Origin of the sequence: Pseudomonas sp. B21128, assembly GCF_044218865.1 — a bacterium.
Lineage (GTDB): Bacteria > Pseudomonadota > Gammaproteobacteria > Pseudomonadales > Pseudomonadaceae > Aquipseudomonas > Aquipseudomonas iridis.
Window position 1 is genome coordinate 3,553,116 of sequence record NZ_CP162590.1, and the last position, 20,533, is coordinate 3,573,648.

A 20,533-nucleotide genomic window follows, 5' to 3' on the forward strand; every position below is an offset into this window, starting at 1 on the left:
AGGAAACCAACGTGCTTACGATTTACAACACGCTCACCAAGAGCAAAGAAGTCTTCAAGCCGCTCGATGGCAACAAGGTGCGCATGTACGTCTGCGGGATGACCGTGTACGACTACTGCCACCTGGGCCACGGTCGCAGCATGGTCGCGTTTGACCTGGTGACCCGCTGGTTGCGGTTCAGCGGTTACGACCTGACTTACGTGCGCAATATCACCGACATCGACGACAAGATCATCAATCGTGCCAACGAGAACGGCGAGTCGTTCGAAGCGTTGACCGAGCGCATGATCGCCGCGATGCATGAAGACGAAGCGCGCCTGAACATCAAGAAACCGGACATGGAACCGCGCGCCACGGATCACATTCCGGGCATGCACGCCATGATCCAGACCCTGATCGACAAGGGCTATGCCTACGCCCCGGGCAATGGCGACGTGTACTACCGCGTCGGCAAGTTCATGGGCTACGGCAAGCTGTCGCGCAAGAAGATCGAAGACCTGCGCATCGGTGCGCGGATCGAAGTTGACGAAGCGAAGGAAGATCCGCTGGACTTCGTGCTGTGGAAAGGCGTCAAGCCGGGCGAGCCGAGCTGGGCATCGCCGTGGGGCGACGGGCGTCCGGGCTGGCACATCGAATGCTCGGTGATGTCGACCTGCTGCCTCGGTGAGACTTTCGATATTCATGGCGGCGGCAGCGACCTCGAGTTCCCGCATCACGAAAACGAAATCGCCCAGAGCGAAGCGGCCACCGGCAAGACCTACGCCAACGCGTGGATGCATTGCGGCATGATTCGCATCAATGGCGAGAAGATGTCCAAGTCCTTGAACAACTTCTTCACCATCCGCGACGTGCTGGAAAAGTACCACCCGGAAGTCGTGCGTTACCTGCTGGTGTCGAGCCACTACCGCAGCGCGATCAACTACTCGGAAGACAACCTCAAGGACGCCAAAAGCGCACTCGAGCGTTTCTACCATGCGTTGAAAGGCCTGCCGAACGTGGCGCCTGCCGGCGGCGAAGCGTTTGTCGAACGTTTCACCACGGTGATGAACGACGACTTCGGCACGCCGGAAGCCTGCGCCGTGCTGTTCGAGATGGTGCGTGAGATCAACCGTCTGCGCGAGAGCGATCTTGATGCAGCGGCCGGTCTGGCTGCCCGTTTGAAAGAACTGGCGAGCGTATTGGGTGTGTTGCAACTCGAAGCCGACGACTTCCTCCAGGCTGGCGCCGAAGGGCGTGTTGACGCGGCTGAAGTCGACGCGCTGATTGCTGCGCGTCTGGCGGCACGGGCAGGTAAGGATTGGGCTGAGTCCGACCGTATTCGTGACCAGCTCACTGCGATGGGGGTTGTGTTGGAAGACGGTAAGGGTGGGACTACCTGGCGTCTGGCTGACTGATTGCGATACCTGTTACGAACAAAACCCGCCTTGTGCGGGTTTTTGTTTTTTAAAATCAAAAGATCGCAGCCTTCGGCAGCTCCTACATCGAGCGCGACCCTGTAGGAGCTGCCGAAGGCTGCGATCTTTTGATCTTTGCTTCCAACTCTCGACCTGTCACGAAGAAGAGCCCCTCACCCTAACCCTCTCCCGGAGGGAGAGGGGACTGATTGGGGGATGTTTAAAAGATGCGCCGACTTGAACGTGCTGCTTTGAATCCATAACCGACTGGTTTTTTCAGGTCGATGTAAAACGTCAGACACCTCGGTCTGCCCCCTCTCCCTCCGGGAGAGGGCTGGGGTGAGGGGGTTGCTTTTGCGCTACGCGTAGGTCTTGATGTCTGACTCCGCCAACATGGGCGGCCGCGCGTTCCGCAGGATGCAGCTCAGCGACGAATAAAGGGAGGAACCATGGCCAATCACTATCGCGAACTGTTCAGGACACCCGGCGCCACCGGGTTAGTGTTCGCGAGCTCTATTGCCCGACTGCCACAAGCCATGATCGGCATCGGCATCATCACCATGCTGGTCCAGCAAACCGGTGTCTACTGGCTGGCCGGCGCCGTCGCCGGTACGTTCACCCTGACCAATGCGCTGCTCGGCCCGGTCATTTCGAGATTCGTTGATCAGCGTGGCCAGAGTCGAGTGTTGCCCATCGTCACGGCTTTCAGCGTGGTCATGCTGCTGGCGCTGATCTTCGCCGTCTACATGAGGGCTCCTGCCGCCTTGTTTTTTGTTCTGGCGGCACTGGCGGGGACGATGCCCAGCATGCCGTCCATGATCAGGGCACGCTGGTCGCACTTGTTCCGTGGCAAGCCGCAGCTGCACACGGCGTTCTCTCTGGACACGGTCTTGACCGAACTCGCGTACATCATCGGTCCGCCACTGGCGATCGGTTTGAGCGTGAGCTTCTTCGCCGAAGCCGGGCCACTGGTGGCGGTCGGGCTGCTGGCCGTCGGGGTGACGGCGTTTCTCATGCAGCGCCAGACCGAACCGAAAGTGGTCGTGGGCAACCGCAGCAATAGCGGTTCGACGTTGCTGATTCCTGGCGTTCGCACCATTGTCCTGGCGCTGTTGGCGATGGGCGCCATTGGCGGTGCAATCGATGTCGCCGTCGTGGCTTTTGCCAATGATCAAGGCTGGCCCGCGTCTGCCACGTTCATGCTCGCCGCCTATGCGCTCGGCTCACTGGTGGCGGGCCTGACGTTCGGTGCATTGCGGCTAACCTTGCCGATAGAAAAACAGTTCTTTATCGGCATATTGGTCACGGCCGTCACCGGCGTATTGCCGGTTTTCGCAACAGATGTTTATGTCCTGTCAGCGATGCTGTTTATCGCGGGCATATCGTTTGCGCCCACCATGGTCGTGGTCATGAAGTTGGGGACGATCATCATCCCTGCGTCCAGGATGACAGAAGGGCTGACGTGGATGACCACTGGCATCAGCATTGGCGTAGCGCTTGGGGGCATGCTCACGGGGCCAGTGATTGATGCTTATGGCGCGCGAGCAGGGTTCGGGGTGGCGATTGGTGCGGGGGTGATGATGATGGTGGTTGTGTTGATTGGGTTGCGTACGTTGGCTGCTGCTTCAACGACAAATATTGAGTCGGCGTATTCGTAATGCGCACTGCTTTTATATAGCTTTCAAAGTCAAAAGATCGCAGCCTGCGGCAGCTCCTACAGTGGCATTGCGTACACCGTGTAGGAGCTGCCGCAGGCTGCGATCTTTTGATCTTCGCTGTTAACCGCCCAACTGCCGCAACCGCTTATAAAGGGTATTGCGACTAACCCCCAACCGCCGCGCCAAGTGCGAAATATTGCCCCCCGCCAACTTCAACTCCCGATTCAACGCTTCAACATCATTCAAATCCAACCCCAACGGCTGCGCGCTCTCAACCGGCTCCATCTCCAGATCAACAAAAAAATCGTCCGGTAAATGTTCCGCCCGCACCGGTTGCTCTTCAGCCATGGCCAGCGCTACCTGCATCACGCTACTGACTTGGCGCAGATTCCCCGGCCACGGATGCTTGTCGAACAACTCCAGTACCTCTGGACTCAAACCCGCCCACTGCGTCGGCTCTCGATGCTGCTCCCAAAGCCGTTTAAATAGCGCTTGTTTATCACTGCGCTCGCGCAGCGGCGGCAGTTCCAGCGTCAGGCCACCGATGCGGTAATACAAATCCTCGCGGAACCGTCCCAGTTGCACCTGCTCGCGCAACGAACGGTTAGTCGCCGAGATAATCCGCAGATCCACCGCGAACAACTCACTGCTGCCCACCGGTTGCACGCAGCGCTCCTGCAACACCCGCAACAACCGCGCCTGAGTCGGCAGCGGCATGTCGCCGATTTCATCGAGGAACAACGTGCCTTTGTCAGCCTTGCGGATCAGGCCGATGCTGCCTTTCTGGTTGGCGCCCGTGAACGCGCCTTTCTCGTAGCCAAACAGCTCGGACTCAACCAGTTCGGCGGGGATCGCGGCGCAGTTGACGGCAATAAACGCTTGTTTGCTGCGGGTGCTCGCGTGATGCAGGGCTTTGACGAACACCTCTTTGCCGACGCCGGTTTCGCCGTGGATCAACAAGGGGATGTCTTTTTCCAATAGCCGTTCTGCCTGCCGCACGGCTTTTTCCACGCGGCTGTCGCCGAAGTGCAGGGTGTTGAGGCTGATCGTCGTTGAAACGACGGGTTTAGCTTCAGCCGTAAAAACACGTGCCTGAATCGGTGCCTGTTTCGGCCGCTTCAACAAGCACTGAAAACGGTTGCGCCCCGAGGTCTGCAACGCGAACGGCAGCCCGTCTGGCTGATTGATCAACTCCAGCAACGACACCTTGAACAGGCTTTCGACGCTCACTCGCGACAAACGCACGCCGAGCAGATTGTCCGCCCGGCGATTGGCCGACAGCACCTGGCCGCTCTCATCAAAGATCAACAACCCGGCCCACTGACTGTCGAGGTTGTTCAACCCGGTGTTGAAGGTCAGTTGAAAGTGCTGACCGTGGAACAGGTTGAGGATCAGCCGGTTCTCCACGGTCTGGCTCATCATCTTGACCATGCCCAGTGTGTGCGACGGCGGCAGATAGCTGTCGCTGGAGACGTCGAGCACCGCGATCACCTTGCGCTCGGCATCGAAAATCGGCGCGGCCGAACCGGTCATGAAGCGGTTGGCTTTAAGAAAGTGTTCATCGTGTTCGATGTGCACGGCCTGCTCACAGGCCAGCGCCGTGCCGATGGCATTGGTGCCGCTGCAGCGTTCCATCCAGCTCGCCCCGGCCTGAAAACCCCGTGCCAGATTCGGCTCGATAAAGCGTTGCGTGCCCCACGAGGTCAGCACCTGGCCTTGGTTATCGGCGAGCATGATCAGGCAATTGGAATTGCTGAGGATGTTCTCGTAATAGGGCAGCACTTCCTGGTGGGTGGTCTGCACCAACGAATGTTGACTGTCGAGTAGCCGCGCAATGCTGGCTGCGGGCAGTTGATCGAAAGCCGGGGTGCTCTGGTGGTCAAGACCGAACGCGCGACAGCGTTGCCAGGAACTCTGGACGATCGCGTCGTGGGACAACGGCGGGGCAGGTGCAGCCATGGCGGTCAGCCTCTGATGCAGCGATTTTTATTATTGTTATGAACCCAAATCCTGAGGACTACAGGCGTCCCCTGTGGGAGCGAGCCTGCTCGCGAAAGCGCCGGGTCAGTCAATAAATTCGTTGAATGACACACCGCCTTCGCGAGCAGGCTCGCTCCCACAGGGATCTATATCGTATTCAGGACCGGGTAAAAAGCATCCATAGAGTGTTGTTCACAATTGTTCATTGTCAATCGTCCAACTGTTCAAATGTGTTCACCATTGAAGGCCGCTTCTCGACGTTTTCAGCGATTTTCACGACAAATCAATAGCTTGCCATTTTTGGCACGAAAGTCGCTCCAGTGCACAGGTCGCTTGACTCCAAAAATAAAAAAGGCCGAGCCATGTCACTCACCCTGGAGCACGTCAGCCGCACCGTCGAGGGCCAGATCTGGATCGATGATGCCTGCCTGAAATTCGAACCCGGTTCGTTCAATGTTTTGCTCGGCCGCACGCTGTCGGGCAAAACCAGCCTGATGCGCCTGATGGCCGGCCTCGACAAGCCCGACAGCGGCCGCGTGCTGATGAACGGCGTCGACGTCACGCAACGCCCGGTGCGTTTGCGCAACGTGTCGATGGTCTATCAGCAGTTCATCAATTACCCGACCATGACCGTGTTCGAGAACATCGCCTCGCCATTGCGCCAGGCCGGTGTCTCGAAAGAGATCATCCACAGCCGGGTGCAGGAAACCGCGCGAATGTTGCGCATCGAGAAGTTCTTGCAGCGTTATCCGCTGGAGCTCTCGGGCGGTCAGCAACAACGCACTGCCATGGCCCGGGCGCTGGTCAAGGATGCCGAATTGATTCTGTTCGATGAGCCGCTGGTCAACCTCGACTACAAACTGCGCGAGGAACTGCGTCAGGAAATGCGCGAGCTGTTCAAGTTGCGCCACACCATCGCCATCTATGCCACCACCGAACCCAACGAAGCCCTGGCGCTGGGCGGCACCACGACGATTCTTCACGAAGGCCGGGTGATTCAGAGCGGGCCGTCGACCGAGGTGTATCACCAGCCGCAAACGGTGCTCGCCGCCGAATTGTTCTCCGAGCCACCGATCAACCTGATGCCCGGGCGGATTGCCGGCAACGAAGTCAGCTTCGCCAATTTCGTGCACTTCCCGTTGAACGTCGATCTGCGTCCGGTGGGCGAGGGCGAGTTCCGCTTTGGCGTGCGCCCCAGCCATATCTCGCTGGTGCCGAGCAACGATGATGATCTGGAATTGGCGGTCACCGTCGAAGTCGCCGAGATCAGTGGTTCGGAAACCTTTCTGCACGTGCGCAACGAACATTTCCTGCTGGTGCTGCACCTGCCGGGTGTCCACGAATACGACGTCGATGCGCCGATCCGCATCTATATCCCGACCCATAAACTGTTTGTTTTCGATGCGCAGGGCCGTCTGGTGCAAGCACCGGGCCGGCGTGTCGCGAGGGTTGCCTGATGGCCGAAATCCGCTTGCAACACCTCGCCCACAGCTACAGCAAAACCCCGAGCGGCGCGGAGGATTATGCGATCCGCGAGATGGATCACGTCTGGGAACAGGGCGGGGCTTATGCGCTGCTCGGGCCGTCGGGTTGCGGCAAGTCGACCTTGCTCAACATCATTTCCGGCCTGCTCAGCCCCTCGCAGGGGCATGTGCTGTTCGACGGCAAAGCGGTCAACGACCTCACGCCGGAGAAGCGCAACATTGCTCAGGTGTTCCAGTTTCCGGTGGTGTACGACACCATGACCGTGTTCGACAACCTCGCGTTTCCCTTGCGCAATCAGGGCATGGCCGAGGCCAAAGTGCACAGCAAGGTGCAGGAAATTGCCGAAGTGCTCGACCTGCAAAATCTGCTGAGCAAGAAGGCGCGCAACCTCACCGCTGACGAAAAACAGAAAGTCTCTATGGGCCGTGGTCTGGTGCGCGATGACGTCTCGGCGATCCTCTTCGATGAGCCGCTGACGGTGATCGACCCGCACCTGAAATGGAAGCTGCGGCGCAAGCTCAAGCAGATCCACGAGCAGTTCAACATCACCATGGTCTACGTCACCCACGATCAACTGGAGGCCTCGACCTTCGCCGACAAGATCGCGGTGATGTACGGCGGCCAGATCGTCCAGTTCGGCACACCACGGGAATTGTTCGAGCGGCCCAGCCATACCTTCGTCGGCTACTTCATCGGCAGCCCCGGGATGAACCTGATCGAAGTGCAGCCGCAGCCCGGTGGCGTCGGTTTCGCCTCGACGCATCTGCCGTTGTCCGACGGCTTGCAGCGCCATATCGAACACGGTCAGTGGAAAAATCTGAAGGTCGGCATCCGTCCCGAGTTTATTCATGTGTGGGACGAGCCGTTTGATGACGCTATGCAGGCCAGGGTCGTACACGTCGAAGACCTCGGCACCTACAAGATCATGACCCTCGACCTCGACGGCGCACCGTTGAAAGTTCGCCTGGCCGAAGACAAACCGGTGCCGCAGGGCACGGCCTACATCAGTTTTCCGGCGCAGTGGCTGATGGTCTATGCCGACGAATTCCTCCTCGAAGCCAGCGAAAACAGCGAGGTGCAGCCATGAACAAGGTGCAGAACAACAAGGCCTGGTGGCTGGTGTTGCCGGTGTTTCTGCTGGTGGCGTTCAGTGCGGTGATCCCGATGATGACCGTGGTCAACTATTCGGTGCAGGACATCTTCGACCAGTCCAGCCGCTACTTTGTCGGTGCCGACTGGTACAAGCAGGTGCTGCTCGACCCGCGTCTGCATGACTCGCTGCTGCGCCAGTTCATCTACTCGGCCTGCGTGCTGCTGATCGAAATTCCGCTGGGCATCGCTGTCGCCCTGACCATGCCGACCAAGGGCCGCTGGTCGTCGGTGGTGCTGATCATTCTGGCAATTCCGCTGCTGATCCCGTGGAACGTGGTCGGCACCATCTGGCAGATTTTCGGCCGTGCCGACATCGGTTTGCTCGGTTCCAGCCTCAACGCCATGGGCATTAGCTACAACTACGCGGCCAACACCATGGACGCTTGGGTGACCGTGTTGGTGATGGATGTCTGGCACTGGACCTCATTGGTGGCGCTGCTGTGTTTCTCCGGATTACGGGCGATTCCTGACGTTTACTACCAGGCCGCGCGCATCGACCGCGCTTCGGGATGGGCGGTGTTCCGGCACATTCAGTTGCCCAAGCTCAAAAGCGTGTTGTTGATCGCGGTGATGCTGCGTTTCATGGACAGCTTCATGATCTACACCGAGCCGTTCGTGCTCACCGGCGGGGGGCCGGGTAACGCCACGACCTTCTTGAGTCAGACGTTGACGCAGATGGCTGTAGGCCAATTCGACCTGGGTCCGGCAGCGGCTTTCTCGCTGGTGTACTTCCTGATCATCCTGTTGGTGTCCTGGCTGTTCTATACGGCCATGACGCACTCCGACGCCAACCGCTGAGGCCTGGCCATGAGCAAGAGAAAGCTGATTCCGCTGCTGATCTACATCCTGTTCCTGCTGGTGCCGATCTACTGGCTGCTGAACATGTCCTTCAAGAGCAACACCGAAATCCTCGGTGGCCTGACGCTTTTCCCACAGGACTTCACGCTGGCGAACTACAAGGTGATCTTCACCGATCCGAGCTGGTACACCGGGTATCTCAATTCGTTGTACTACGTCAGCCTGAACACGGTGATTTCCCTGAGCGTGGCGTTGCCGGCCGCGTACGCGTTTTCACGCTATCGGTTTCTCGGCGACAAGCACCTGTTTTTCTGGCTGCTGACCAACCGCATGGCGCCGCCGGCAGTGTTCCTGTTGCCGTTCTTCCAGCTGTATTCCTCGATTGGTTTGTTCGATACGCACATCGCGGTGGCGTTGGCGCATTGCTTGTTTAACGTGCCGTTGGCGGTGTGGATTCTTGAGGGGTTTATGTCCGGCGTGCCGAAAGAAATCGACGAAACCGCCTACATTGATGGCTACAGTTTCCCGAAATTCTTTGTGAAGATTTTTATCCCGTTGATCGGTTCCGGCATCGGCGTCACGGCGTTTTTCTGCTTCATGTTTTCCTGGGTCGAACTGCTGCTCGCGCGCACGTTGACCTCGGTAAACGCCAAGCCGATTGCGGCGGTAATGACCCGAACGGTGTCAGCTTCCGGTATCGACTGGGGCGTGCTGGCGGCGGCGGGGGTGTTGACCATTCTGCCCGGCATGCTGGTGATCTGGTTTGTTCGCAACCACGTGGCCAAGGGCTTTGCCCTCGGTCGAGTTTGAGGAGCTGATGATGGAATGGATGAGTTGGACCACCCCCACAGCGACATTCTTCATCGTCATCGGCCTGATTCTGGTGGGCATGACCACTTGGGAATTGCGTTCGCCGAGCATCCTGCGGCGAGGGTTTCTGCCGATTGCCACCACCCGTGGCGATCGCTTGTTTATCGGTCTTCTCGGCAGCGCCTACCTGCATTTGCTGGTCATCGGCGCCACCGACTGGAGCATCTGGGTCGCGTCCGCGTTGTCCCTGGTGTGGCTGTTGGCTGTGATGCGTTGGGGCTAGTCGAATTAATCGGCAATCGTGCTCCGAAATCCTAAACAGGAGGTCTCTATGTTCGACAAAAACAATAAGCTGCGACATAGCATTTCATTGGCAGCCATGCTGGCACTCAGCGGTTTGAGCGCATCTGCCTGGGCCGATGCCTACGAAGATGCTGCGAAAAAGTGGATCGGCAGCGAATTCAAACCGTCGACCCTGACGGCCGAACAGCAGCTCGAAGAATTGAAGTGGTTCATCAAGGCGGCCGAGCCGTTTCGTGGCATGAACATCAAGGTCGTTTCCGAGACCCTGACCACCCATGAATACGAGTCCAAGGTGCTGGCCAAGGCCTTCACTGAAATCACCGGGATCAAGCTCACCCACGACCTGCTGCAAGAAGGCGACGTGGTGGAAAAGATGCAGACGGTGATGCAGTCCGACAAGAATATTTATGACGGCTGGGTCAACGACTCGGACCTGATCGGTACGCACTTTCGCTACGGCAAGACCGAATCGATCACCGACCTGATGGCCAACGAAGGCAAGAATTTCACCTCGCCGACCCTCGACCTCAAGGACTTCATCGGCATCTCGTTCACCACCGCGCCGGACGGCAAGATCTATCAACTGCCCGACCAGCAATTCGCCAACCTGTACTGGTTCCGCGCCGACTGGTTCGAGCGCGCCGACCTGAAAGCCAAGTTCAAGGAAAAGTACGGCTACGAGCTGGGTGTGCCAGTGAACTGGTCCGCCTATGAAGACATCGCCAAATTCTTCAGCGAAGACGTCAAGGAAATCGACGGCAAGCGCGTCTACGGGCACATGGACTACGGCAAGAAAGACCCGTCGCTGGGCTGGCGTTTCACCGATGCCTGGTTCTCCATGGCCGGTGGCGGCGACAAGGGCCTGCCCAACGGTTTGCCGGTGGACGAGTGGGGGATTCGCGTCGAGGACTGCCATCCGGTCGGCTCCAGCGTGACCCGTGGTGGCGACACCAACGGCCCGGCGGCAGTGTTTGCCACCACCAAATACGTCGACTGGCTCAAGGCCTACGCGCCACCGGAAGCCGCGGGCATGACCTTCTCCGAGTCGGGCCCGGTGCCATCGCAGGGCAACATCGCCCAGCAGATCTTCTGGTACACCGCGTTCACCGCCGACATGACCAAACCCGGCCTGCCGGTGGTTAACGCCGACGGCACGCCGAAGTGGCGCATGGCGCCGTCGCCTAAAGGCCCGTATTGGGAAGAGGGCATGAAGCTCGGCTATCAGGATGTGGGGTCGTGGACGTTCATGAAATCCACGCCTGAGAAACAGAAACTCGCCGCGTGGCTGTACGCGCAGTTCGTGACCTCGAAAACGGTTTCGCTGAAGAAAACCATTGTCGGTCTGACACCGATTCGCGAGTCGGACATCAACTCGCAGGCCATGACCGATCTGGCGCCGAAACTCGGTGGTCTGGTCGAGTTCTATCGCAGCCCGGCCCGCGTGCAATGGTCGCCGACCGGCACCAACGTGCCGGACTATCCACGTCTGGCACAACTGTGGTGGAGCCACATTGCCGAAGCGGCGAGCGGCGAGAAGACTCCGCAGCAGGCGCTTGATGGCTTGGCCAAGGATCAGGACGCGATCATGACGCGCCTCGAACGTTCCAAGGCCCAGGCCACCTGCGCACCGAAAATGAACCCGGAACGCGACGCGCAATACTGGTTCGACCAGCCGGGCGCACCGAAACCGAAACTGGCTAACGAGAAGCCGAAAGGGGAGACCGTGAGCTACAACGAACTGCTTAAATCGTGGGCGGATGCGCGCAAGTAAAAGCTGAAATGTGAACAGCGAACGGCACCGAAAGGTGCCGTTTTCATGTGTGCCTGATCCACCGCCATCGCTGGCAAGCCAGCTCCCACAGGTCAGCAGTGAGGCGTTTCATCGGTTCGGTCATTGCGGTTGCAACGATAAGGCGGTCGAACGGATCACGATGAGGGTGCTCAAGGTCTTTCACGGCGATTGCGTGTTCAGACCCATCAGTTCCCTCTCCTTCTGGGAGAGGGCCAGGGTAAGGGCCGCTTCCAGCCTTCTCACTCCTGGCATTGTCCGCACCGCCAAACGTCGTGATCATCTGACTTCGATTATCCGAAGCCAGATCAAAAGGATCGCGACCTGCAGAGCGATTCACGAGGTCCTGGGTTTTGGTACATAGCGTTGATTGACCACGTTACCTCCCCAAAGTGGATAACTGCCGTCGCGACACCTTGCGGCGAAAGAGGGGTCGATGGGAGTAGGGCGTGGAGGAGGGGGTGGCGGAAAGGTTACGTACGGGAAGCGTTTGATCGAATACAACTCGATGACATCGTGGTCCAGATACGGAGCCAGCTCCGGCGGAATTTCGCCGGCGTCTTCCATCGCCAATGTCGCTCCCCAAACAATGACCGCGCCATAAACAGGACCTTGGGTGGCAATGACGCCATAGGCACCGTTGGTGCAATACACGCCACCGATTTTGCTTGCCATCAAGGACTGTCTGACGCCAGTAGACATGGCGCCACCATGGGTGTTCATGCCCCAGACGACCACTGCCCGGGTACGCCCATCTTCATGCTGGCTCAGCAGGAAATAACTGACGTCATTGGAATACAGGCTGACGATCCCCGGGACAGTGATAGCTCTGGCGCCGACACGCCCCTGTGGGCTGGCAGGTTCGGGGTGGGTGTCGTTTAACGCCTCGGCAATCTCGTTTCGAGTCGTCGCGGTGATCGATGCGCCGCCGTAGAGTGTCGCCCCCCAGGCTTCTGCCTCGCCGCGTTCGGTGACGATGCAAAACGCCCAGCGCGTGGCCTTGCACAGAATGACCCCGCCACGGCCTGCAATCTGCGCCGCTGAGGCGGACATGACGCCACCTTCGCCCGACAGCCCCCAACTGACAGCCATGCGGGAATTTTTGGTAATGGCACAAAATGCCGTGGTGGCTGCCGTCACGGAATTGATACCGCCATCGCGAATGATCGCTGCCTCCACGTTGGCAGGCAGGTTGCCACCGTTGGCGGCCACTCCCCACGTCACAATTTCCCCGTTAGTGCCGATGGCGCAGTAAGCGGTGGCGGCAGCAATGATTCGCTCGACCACGATGCCATCAAGCTTTTGCCGAGTCGCAGAGTCGATCTGTCCACCGTTGGCTTGATTACCCCAAGCGTAGACCTTGCCCTTCTCAGTCCGCACAGCGAACGCATTTTGCGTGGCATGGATAGCGACGGGGTTATCGAACCACAGTGCACTTTGAATCGCAGGAGGGATGACATCACCGGCACCGGCTCTGCCAACAGCACCGATTCGATCAGCGTTGCCCGTCGCATCTTTGTAGATGAAGGCAAAACACTCTCGGTTGCTGTAAACCGACGCGATGTCCGTGAGTTTTACGGAGATATTGGTGGGTATGTTGGCTCCCCAGACAAGAAGCTGATTCCCACTGCCTACTTTGACCAACGCGCCGAAATCCTTTTCGGTCGAATAAAGACGTACTGCCGGGCTGTTTTTCAGGAAGTTGATAATGCCAGGGGGCACTGGCAACCCCCAACCCTCTTGTCCTTCAAAGAAAATATCGCGGGTGGCGGGGTCAATCAGGCCGAATGCCCCCCCGGTCGAAACGAAAACCCGGTCATAGGGTTCGGCCTCATGAAAGCCGAAGTTTCCGATCTGTTGGAGGTAACTGTTTTCGTTTTCTTCCCGGCTGATGCCTTGAAAGTCTGAGCTTACAACTTTGGCGTCAGAGCGGACTTGCTGGCCGATCTCACCGCTCGATGCCACTGGCGTTACCGAGAATACCAGTGAGCGCCCTTCGTATTCGTGCTTGACCCTCAGATCAATAATCGAACCCTCGGGGCCGGCAATGGGCGTGTTATCCAGATACCAAAGGTAGACAGAAGCTCCTTCGGGGTTTTCATCCACGTTTTCATACACATAACTTCCGCGAATAACCCCCCCGATTATGGCTTCGCCGATGATGATGACGTTACTGGCTACAGGCGCAGCGGTAATGTCCATGAGCAACACTCCCTTTTTCCTTTCAGACACGGTTCTGTTGGCGAGAAACAGCATCAGTCGCGTTCAGGATCGAACTCTTCCTGTTTGAGATGGGAGCCCCATGACACATGTTTATTGTCTTTCTTGCGCGCAATGAATGCGGCGAGCGAGGCAGTTTGTGGCGAGGGGAAGGCCTGGATAGTGTTTATATCGACAACGTCACTGCTCAATGCGTCGAGCAAATGCGCAGGAATGGTGCCGCCATCAATGTTGGACCTGCCCCAGGTGACCACCGCGCCTTGAACCGACCCCTGATTACAGAGTGCGGCGTAAGCTCCGTTGGATGCATGGATTTTGATGATGTGGCTGGCCTGCAGTACCTGTTTCACACTGCTCGGCATTTCGCCTCCCGCGGCCAATAGCCCCCAGCTGTGAATGAGTTCTGTGCGGCCGTCAGGGTGTCTTGCGAGAAGTACGAAACTGGAGTCGTTACGCATCAACTGGATGTCCCCACCCGCGGTTGTTTGCAGTTTCGAAAACACTCTTGATTTGCGACTGGCTGCAGAAACCTGAATGCCTTTGAACAGGTTCTCGATCTGCGCCTTTGTGTCACCCTGCTCGAATGCTGCTTCAGCGTCCGACTGCGAACTTTCAAGGCCACCGTAGCCCAGATAGCCCCACGCCGCATATCCTCCGCTTTCATTGATAAAGCACATGGCCCAAGGGGTCGCGACGCACAGAACAATATTACCCCGTGCCGCCAGAGCGGCGGTCGCCTCCGACATGGTTCCGCCGTACGACGCCGTACCCCAAGTAAGGAGTTTCTTCCTGCGGTTGGTGATTGCACAGAAGGCACCGGCATTGGCGATCACAGTAAAGGCGCCGTCATCGTCGTAGATTCGGGTAAGGACGAGTGCCGGAATGACGCCATCCTTGCCCCATCCGATCAGCTCTCCGTCGTCTGTGAGCGCACAAAACGCAGTATTTGATGCAATGATTCGCGCCACTTTCATGTTGTCCAACTGAGTCTGGATATTGGCGGGGATGCTGCCTCCGTTAGTCGCGTTACCCCAGCACATGACTTTGCCACTTTCAGTCCGTACAGCGAATGCATCGTAAGTGCTGTGGATGGCAACGGGCTTGTCGAACAACAGCTTGTTCTGTATTTCGATGGGCACCACACCCCCAGTGGCGGCTGTACCGACCGCACCGATAGTGTTGGTGCCGGGTACAGGATTCGAATAGATAAAAGCCGCGGACGCGTTGTTGGTGTAAACGCTCTTGATACCTTGGAGGTCGGGTAGATTCGCTGGCATTCCTGGACCCCAGACCAGCAGATGGTTGGTGCTCCCGACAGGTACCAACGCACAAAAGCTGTTGATTGTCGAAGACATGGTAATGGCCGAGTTGTTTTTGAGATAACTGGCGATTTCCGGCGGTACGACGCCGCCAAAATTCTGTGTTCCCATGACCGAGACGTTCTGTGTAACCCGATTCTTCAACGCATAGGCACCGGCAGTCGACGTGCCCCGGTGATCGTTTGGAATGGCGTGAAAGGCAAACTGACCCCTTTGCTTGAAAAAGCTGTTCTCACTTTCTTCTTCGCTGATGTTTTGATATCGGGCGCTGGTGACTTTTTTGGGATCAGAGAACGTTTCATCCCCTTCCTCACCCGATACGGCAACCGGAATGACCGAAAACTGAATGGTTAACCCTTCATGCTCGGCGGTCAGAGCGAGGTCGACGGTAGTCGCAATCACTTCATTGCCGGACTCGACGCTGTACCAGCAAAACACCGAATCCCCTTCAGGGTTCACATCGGCATTCTGATAGATATAACTCCCGCTCACGGTTCCACCGACGGCGGTCTCACCCATGATGGTGACTTGTTTCACGGTAGGCGCCGCTTTTGCATCTGCACTCATGACGAAGACTCCTGACTGAATCCCTTTATCCAGGGACATGGTTTGAATCGGGCTGAAATCCATTCATTCGGTGTAAGAAACTTCACCGGTCAACAGTTCAAGATCAGGAGCCCCGGGGCCCCAGGCATGTAACGTTTTTTGCTCACCCAAAGCGACCCAATGGCGACCGGCCGGATACACACACGTCATGCCGGGCAAGTGCTCGGTTGAAGTGCTGATGCCCCAGGAAATGGCGCTGTGGTCGTCTTGTATGGCGCAAAAGCTTGCGTACGAAGCGGACAGTGAAAGGGTCTTGCCCAAGCCGGGGGGCAGGACGCCGCCCTCGTTGGGTTCACCCCAAGCGGCCAGCGATCCATCGGTCTTCAACGCGCAAAAAGCAGTGGTCGAGCCAACGACGTGCTGAACGTTGTGAAGTGTTTCCTGAGGCGCACCGCCAAATCTGGGGTTGCCCCAGGTGACAACGCTGCCATCCAGCTTCAGCGCTGCGAACGCAGCACTGGTTGACGCGAGCGCCGATACATTGGTGAGTAATTTCGCCGTCTCGGTAGCAATAGCTCCCCCGTGTTCATCCGAGCCCCAGGCGACGACTCTCTGGTCTGCCTTGATGACAGCAAATGCGCGATCACTGGCGCTGATGTGTAATGCGCCCCTGGCCGCTGTTACCTGCAAACCCGTTGGCCACGTCGCCCCCCAGCTGAAAACACGTCCATCGCGCAGGACAGCGCTGAAATCAGCGGTACTGCCAACGACCTGAAGAGCGGGTGTGAGGTGCGGGGCGACATTGTCGGGAATCTTCCCGCCAACGTCCGGATCCCCCCATGCCACCAGACTTCCATCGTTTAGCAAGGCGACAAAGGCGCCAGCGCTGGAGGCAATTTTTTTCACATCTTTAAGTTTCGCGCCGATCTCCGGAGGGATCCGTCCGCCGAGAAGCGCTGCACCCCAAGCGAAAACACTGCCGTCCTTTTTCAGTGCCGCAAACGCTGATCCCCCGGCAACCACATAACGAACGTCTCGCGCGTCAGCGGGCGGCAGCATTTCACTGTTTTGACTCCAGCCAAACAGAGTGCCGTCATCTTTGACGATACAGCCACTGAACCGGTTGCCCAGGTTGACGACACCGTGCACATTAGCCGGGCGCAGTACCACACTGGTTGATGCACGCGTCGCCGTTGGCAGTGTCACGGTCAGCGCTTTCTCGGGTTCTGTATCCAGAAAGGAGGCCGCAGTCACCCCTTCACTGTCACCCTCGTAGACCCACAGAGCCTGATTCTGATCGGCACTGACCACGCTCAACCGGCTCAGGTTGGCATGGTAGCGGGGACCTGGCTGAGAGCGATGGCCGATGACGAATATTTGGGGATCCAGCGCCACCCCGACACGGAACTTCAGCGGGTTGGAATAACTGGTGCCACCCGCCGCGCGTTTGATGCAATAGTCCGTCTTGACCGTCCCGTTTTTATTCTTGCTGATCAGTTCGGCCTTGATGGTGAACTGGATGATTTTGCCCGCGGTAAACGAGTTCAGTGTGATCGAGTCGCAGACCGTGCCGGTTTCTGACCCGCACCAACAGTACGTCACGACATCGCCGGGTTCTGTGTTCAGGTAGGATATGGTCAGCGTGGTCCCGTCTCTGTCGGGCGGCATGACACCGTCGACGACGCCGGCCACTTCCGGCTCCGGCAGTTCCAGGCGCGGCTCGCCGACTTGCAGGATCTCGGCGTGGATCGATTCGCGGGTGGCATGGGTGGCGTTGACCCGGTTCATCGTGCCGAGCACCGTGTCTGCAACGTGCGACAGGTAGTACGTCTCCAGCGTGCCGCCCTTGGCAATCTCCAGTAGCGGATCACCGGAGACGTTTATTTGCAGCGGCTCTTTGGCCGCGATGTCACCATCGGTGATCGTGCGCAACGGCACCTTGAGCAGGTAGGGGGTCAGGTCGGAACGAATGACGAGGCAGTGCAGTTCGATGGAGTCGCCGGCGGCGAACGATTCATCGAACGGGATCAGAATGACCACCTGCGCCAGTGTCGGGTCCAGCGCGCCATTCGAGGCGTCCCGGACAATCGGTGCCGCCAGCCGCTGCACCTCGCCGATGGCGCTGATGAACCGGGTTTTGGCGCGCTGCTCTGGAGAACCGTCGGCACTTAGCAACCGAAAAGACATCGCAAAGCGCGATTTGGCAAATTGCCGCAGGACAGCGTTGGGCACCGACATTTCGGCAATGCTGGGCACGCTGGCGAGCGGCTCGCTGACGATCTCTTTATTGATGGGCGCACCTTCCACGGGCGTGCCCTTGATTTGCAAAATGATGATGTCGCCTTTTTTGAATTTGCTGGTGTCCAGGGCGACGATCTGCGCCGTGCCGTTGGCGTTGCCGAGCTTGTCGACATCCAGCACGTTGTCGACGGCTTCCCTGAGCAGCGGCGCCTCCAGCCGGGTCGTGTCGATGGCGACCACCACGCGTCGCTCGAAGCTCCAGTCCTCGGAGCGATTGTCCACCAGATCGTAGACCTCGAAGGCCACCCCCAAACCGGTGCTATCGGAGTCGCCCGCCTCGCGCAGGGTGGCTTCGTCGATGTGAACGATGATCGCTGTCTTGCCGTCGGCCTGATCCTGAGTGAGCCGCTCGCTGAGCACAAATACCCCGCCAACGCTCACCTGAATCTGATCACCGGCCGCTGCGAATGGGTAGGGCGGCAAGCCGTCATCGTTGCCGATGGTGACCAGGAAACCGTCGGCGACGTTGTCCTTGTCAATGCCGCCGTCAATGATCTCCGGCGGGATGCTCATGATCAACTTCGAATGCCCCGGCCCATCGTTTTCGTCGTGACCGCCGGGGCGGGTAACCTTGCACAGATAATCCTTGAACTCTGAAGTCTCAGGCGTCTGGTTGAGACGGGTGACCGTGTAGGAGACGGTGAATGGGCCTTCGTGGATGCGGGCCGCGGGCACGAACATCTGCAGCTCCGTGTTGACCTCGTGCTCGTCGATGATTTTTCGCAGGACTTGCCGCCCTGCAAAAGAAATCACGAACGTGTCGCCAGTGTTCATCAGCGGCCACGACTCGGCCCGACAGAACAGGCCCTGACGGGGAAAGTTGTCCCACGCAGCCGCCCGGTTGATGCCCCATACCAGTGGCTGCTGGGATACCGGACCCGTGCGGCCGGGGATGTCGAGTTCCTTGAGGAGCAGGGTGTTGTTGCCGGGCAGGTCGTTGACGGACATGGGCGAGGGACTCCAGGGCGAAATGCGATGGAGTGATTGAACGCGGACAGGGTGAATTGCGCACCTGTCAGATCTGACAGGTATGCAATGGTTTCAGACGAGCGGTCGGTTTAGCCATGCTGCGCACTGACGGTTTAACGCCTCGTGTCGGACATTTCAGCGAGTGTTGTGAGAGAAGCCGTTCTGGCAATCATCTCCGATCGCATGAGATGAGTTTTCCTTGCGTTGATTAAATGCGTTCCTGCAGCCACAGCAGGGGCAGGTATCAGGCGGAGAGGGGACAGGCGCCGCTCATCTATCCAAAAAAAAACGGCACCCGAAGGTGCCGTTTCCATTTGCAGCTAAATCCACCGGAGCAATCAGCCCGCCAGACCCGCCTGCTGAACCAGTGTCAGCAACGGCTGCGGGTAAACGCCGAGGAAGAACGCAACCAGGGCGATGGCCAGCAGCATGACGCCGCCCGCCTTTTGTTCCCAGTGCAACTCGGCATCGTGGCGACGCAGGTTCGGCTCGATCAGGTACAGGGTGACCATCACGCGCAGGTAGTAGAAGACGCCAATGGCGCTGCCCAGGACCAGCGAACCTACCAGCCACCATTGATGCGATTCGACACCGGTGGCGATGATGTAGAACTTGCCGATGAAGCCTGCGGTCAGCGGGATACCGGCCAGGGACAGCATCATCACGGTCAGTACGGCGGTCAGGTACGGGCGGCGCCAGAACAGGCCGCGGTATTCGTACAGGGCATCCGCGTCACGGCCGTTGTACGGCGAGGACATCAGGGTGATCACGCCGAAAGCGCCGAGGCTGGTGATCACGTAGGTGACCAGGTAGACGCCGATGGCTTCCACGGCCAGACCCTTGCTTGCCACCAGTGCGATCAGCAGGTAGCCGAAGTGCGCGATGGACGAGTAACCGAGCAGACGCTTGAGGTTGCTCTGGGTCAGGGCCAGCAGGTTACCGAACAGGATCGAGGCAACGGCGATCACGCTCAGCACGTCGCTCAGTACGCCACTGCTTGCAGCAGGGGAGATCTGGAACAGGCGCACCATCACCGCGAACACGGCGACTTTGGAAGCGGTCGCGAGGAACGCGGCGACCGGTGCCGGAGCACCTTCGTACACGTCCGGCGTCCACAGGTGGAACGGTACCAGCGACAACTTGAACGCCAGACCGATCAGCATCATGCCCAGGCCCAGTTGTGCCAGCGGGCTCGGCAGGCCAGTGGCAGCCAGTGCCTGACCGATACCGGCGAAGCTCAGCGAACCGGCGTCTGCGTACAGCAGCGCCATACCGAACAGCAGGAACGCGGAACCGGCGGCCGACAGCACCATGTACTTGATGCCGGCTTCCAGGGAGCGCTTGTTGAAGAAGGCATAAGCGACCAGACCGTAGACCGGCACCGACAGCAGTTCCAGACCGATGAACAACCCGGCCAGGTGCTGCGCGCTGACCAGAACCAGACCACCGGCGGCGGCCATCAGGATCAGCAGGTACAGTTCTTCACGGTTGCCCGGGTAACCCGAACCGCCGTCGCCCAGATAGGCGTGGGCAAGGGTAACGCAGGCGAGGGTGGCGACCAGGATCAGCGCCATGTACAGGCAGGCGAACGCATCGATCTGCAGCAATGGGGTCACGGCCAGAGGCGCGACTTTCAAGGCAGGCAGGATCGACAGCAAGGCCAGGTTCAGACCCGCCACCGAAATCAGGAAGGTCTGCGAGTGGTTGCGGCGCCAGGCGATTGCCAGCATCACCACGATAATGGTGAGGCTGGTGATCAACAGTGGCGCAAGCGCAATAAAGTGTTGAATCGTGAATTCCATAGCGCTC

13 protein-coding genes are annotated in these 20,533 nt (G+C 58.6%); 8 read left to right on the plus strand and 5 right to left on the minus strand.

Annotated elements, in window-relative coordinates; all coding sequences use genetic code 11:
• The first annotated feature begins 11 nt into the window (after positions 1–11).
• Together cysS and AB4P91_RS15800 are read left to right on the plus strand one after the other, a co-directional pair.
• Entirely contained in the window at positions 12–1,394 is a 1,383-nt protein-coding gene (gene cysS, locus AB4P91_RS15795; RefSeq protein ID WP_042559897.1) for a cysteine--tRNA ligase, read from the plus strand.
• A 449-nt stretch (positions 1,395–1,843) separates the two neighbouring features.
• Complete coding sequence (locus AB4P91_RS15800) at positions 1,844–3,052, plus strand: MFS transporter (RefSeq protein WP_395603159.1); 1,209 nt, start codon at positions 1,844–1,846, stop codon at positions 3,050–3,052.
• Between the two features lie 120 nt (positions 3,053–3,172).
• On the opposite strand, the gene AB4P91_RS15805 is transcribed toward AB4P91_RS15800, so the two are convergent.
• Positions 3,173–5,011, minus strand: coding sequence for a sigma-54-dependent Fis family transcriptional regulator (locus tag AB4P91_RS15805; RefSeq protein ID WP_150597254.1), 1,839 nt, complete (start codon positions 5,009–5,011; stop codon positions 3,173–3,175).
• 383 nt (positions 5,012–5,394) lie between these two features.
• Here AB4P91_RS15805 and AB4P91_RS15810 point away from each other — a divergent pair, with 383 nt between their 5' ends.
• Genes AB4P91_RS15810 through AB4P91_RS15835 form a run of 6 tightly spaced genes read left to right on the plus strand, consistent with a single transcriptional unit; the run spans position 5,395 to position 11,351 of the window.
• Positions 5,395–6,489 (plus strand): ABC transporter ATP-binding protein, encoded by a 1,095-nt coding sequence (locus AB4P91_RS15810; RefSeq protein WP_042559894.1) that lies wholly within the window; start codon positions 5,395–5,397, stop codon positions 6,487–6,489.
• Positions 6,489–7,604 (plus strand): ABC transporter ATP-binding protein, encoded by a 1,116-nt coding sequence (locus tag AB4P91_RS15815; RefSeq protein ID WP_047301953.1) that lies wholly within the window; start codon positions 6,489–6,491, stop codon positions 7,602–7,604. The genes AB4P91_RS15810 and AB4P91_RS15815 overlap by 1 nt, the downstream gene beginning before the upstream one ends.
• Positions 7,601–8,467, plus strand: coding sequence for a carbohydrate ABC transporter permease (locus AB4P91_RS15820; RefSeq protein ID WP_042559892.1), 867 nt, complete (start codon positions 7,601–7,603; stop codon positions 8,465–8,467). The genes AB4P91_RS15815 and AB4P91_RS15820 overlap by 4 nt, the downstream gene beginning before the upstream one ends.
• A 9-nt stretch (positions 8,468–8,476) precedes the next feature.
• Positions 8,477–9,277 carry a carbohydrate ABC transporter permease gene (locus AB4P91_RS15825; RefSeq protein ID WP_003232361.1) on the plus strand — a complete coding sequence of 267 codons (801 nt, stop codon included), beginning with the start codon at positions 8,477–8,479 and terminating at the stop codon, positions 9,275–9,277.
• 10 nt (positions 9,278–9,287) lie between these two features.
• The gene (locus AB4P91_RS15830) at positions 9,288–9,560 is read left to right on the plus strand and encodes a DUF2160 domain-containing protein (RefSeq protein WP_042559891.1); all 273 of its coding nucleotides are present in this window, start codon (positions 9,288–9,290) and stop codon (positions 9,558–9,560) included.
• Positions 9,561–9,608: 48 nt separating this feature from the next.
• Positions 9,609–11,351 carry an ABC transporter substrate-binding protein gene (locus AB4P91_RS15835; protein ID WP_042559890.1) on the plus strand — a complete coding sequence of 581 codons (1,743 nt, stop codon included), beginning with the start codon at positions 9,609–9,611 and terminating at the stop codon, positions 11,349–11,351.
• 354 nt (positions 11,352–11,705) lie between these two features.
• Here AB4P91_RS15835 and AB4P91_RS15840 read toward each other — a convergent pair whose 3' ends face one another.
• The 4 genes from AB4P91_RS15840 to nuoN all read right to left on the minus strand — a co-directional run bounded on the left by AB4P91_RS15840 (position 11,706) and on the right by nuoN (position 20,526).
• Entirely contained in the window at positions 11,706–13,571 is a 1,866-nt protein-coding gene (locus tag AB4P91_RS15840) for a hypothetical protein (RefSeq protein WP_150597253.1), read from the minus strand.
• 53 nt (positions 13,572–13,624) lie between these two features.
• Positions 13,625–15,514: a hypothetical protein gene (locus AB4P91_RS15845; protein ID WP_395603160.1), complete on the minus strand. Its 1,890-nt coding sequence runs from the start codon at positions 15,512–15,514 to the stop codon at positions 13,625–13,627.
• Between the two features lie 24 nt (positions 15,515–15,538).
• The gene (locus AB4P91_RS15850) at positions 15,539–18,703 is read right to left on the minus strand and encodes an RCC1 domain-containing protein (protein ID WP_395603161.1); all 3,165 of its coding nucleotides are present in this window, start codon (positions 18,701–18,703) and stop codon (positions 15,539–15,541) included.
• Positions 18,704–19,062: 359 nt separating this feature from the next.
• Positions 19,063–20,526: an NADH-quinone oxidoreductase subunit NuoN gene (nuoN, locus tag AB4P91_RS15855; protein WP_150597250.1), complete on the minus strand. Its 1,464-nt coding sequence runs from the start codon at positions 20,524–20,526 to the stop codon at positions 19,063–19,065.
• Between the last annotated feature and the right edge of the window lie 7 nt (positions 20,527–20,533).

Excerpts from the sequence above, each read along its gene's own strand:
- AB4P91_RS15800 (WP_395603159.1), top strand. The coding sequence starts at position 1,844 with ATGGCCAATCACTATCGCGAACTGTTCAGGACACCCGGCGCCACCGGG.
- AB4P91_RS15805 (WP_150597254.1), bottom strand. The coding sequence starts at position 5,011 with ATGGCTGCACCTGCCCCGCCGTTGTCCCACGACGCGATCGTCCAGAGT.
- AB4P91_RS15810 (WP_042559894.1), top strand. The coding sequence starts at position 5,395 with ATGTCACTCACCCTGGAGCACGTCAGCCGCACCGTCGAGGGCCAGATC.
- AB4P91_RS15815 (WP_047301953.1), top strand. The coding sequence starts at position 6,489 with ATGGCCGAAATCCGCTTGCAACACCTCGCCCACAGCTACAGCAAAACC.
- AB4P91_RS15820 (WP_042559892.1), top strand. The coding sequence starts at position 7,601 with ATGAACAAGGTGCAGAACAACAAGGCCTGGTGGCTGGTGTTGCCGGTG.
- AB4P91_RS15825 (WP_003232361.1), top strand. The coding sequence starts at position 8,477 with ATGAGCAAGAGAAAGCTGATTCCGCTGCTGATCTACATCCTGTTCCTG.
- AB4P91_RS15830 (WP_042559891.1), top strand. The coding sequence starts at position 9,288 with ATGGAATGGATGAGTTGGACCACCCCCACAGCGACATTCTTCATCGTC.
- AB4P91_RS15835 (WP_042559890.1), top strand. The coding sequence starts at position 9,609 with ATGTTCGACAAAAACAATAAGCTGCGACATAGCATTTCATTGGCAGCC.
- AB4P91_RS15840 (WP_150597253.1), bottom strand. The coding sequence starts at position 13,571 with ATGGACATTACCGCTGCGCCTGTAGCCAGTAACGTCATCATCATCGGC.
- AB4P91_RS15845 (WP_395603160.1), bottom strand. The coding sequence starts at position 15,514 with ATGTCCCTGGATAAAGGGATTCAGTCAGGAGTCTTCGTCATGAGTGCA.
- AB4P91_RS15850 (WP_395603161.1), bottom strand. The coding sequence starts at position 18,703 with ATGTCCGTCAACGACCTGCCCGGCAACAACACCCTGCTCCTCAAGGAA.
- nuoN (WP_150597250.1), bottom strand. The coding sequence starts at position 20,526 with ATGGAATTCACGATTCAACACTTTATTGCGCTTGCGCCACTGTTGATC.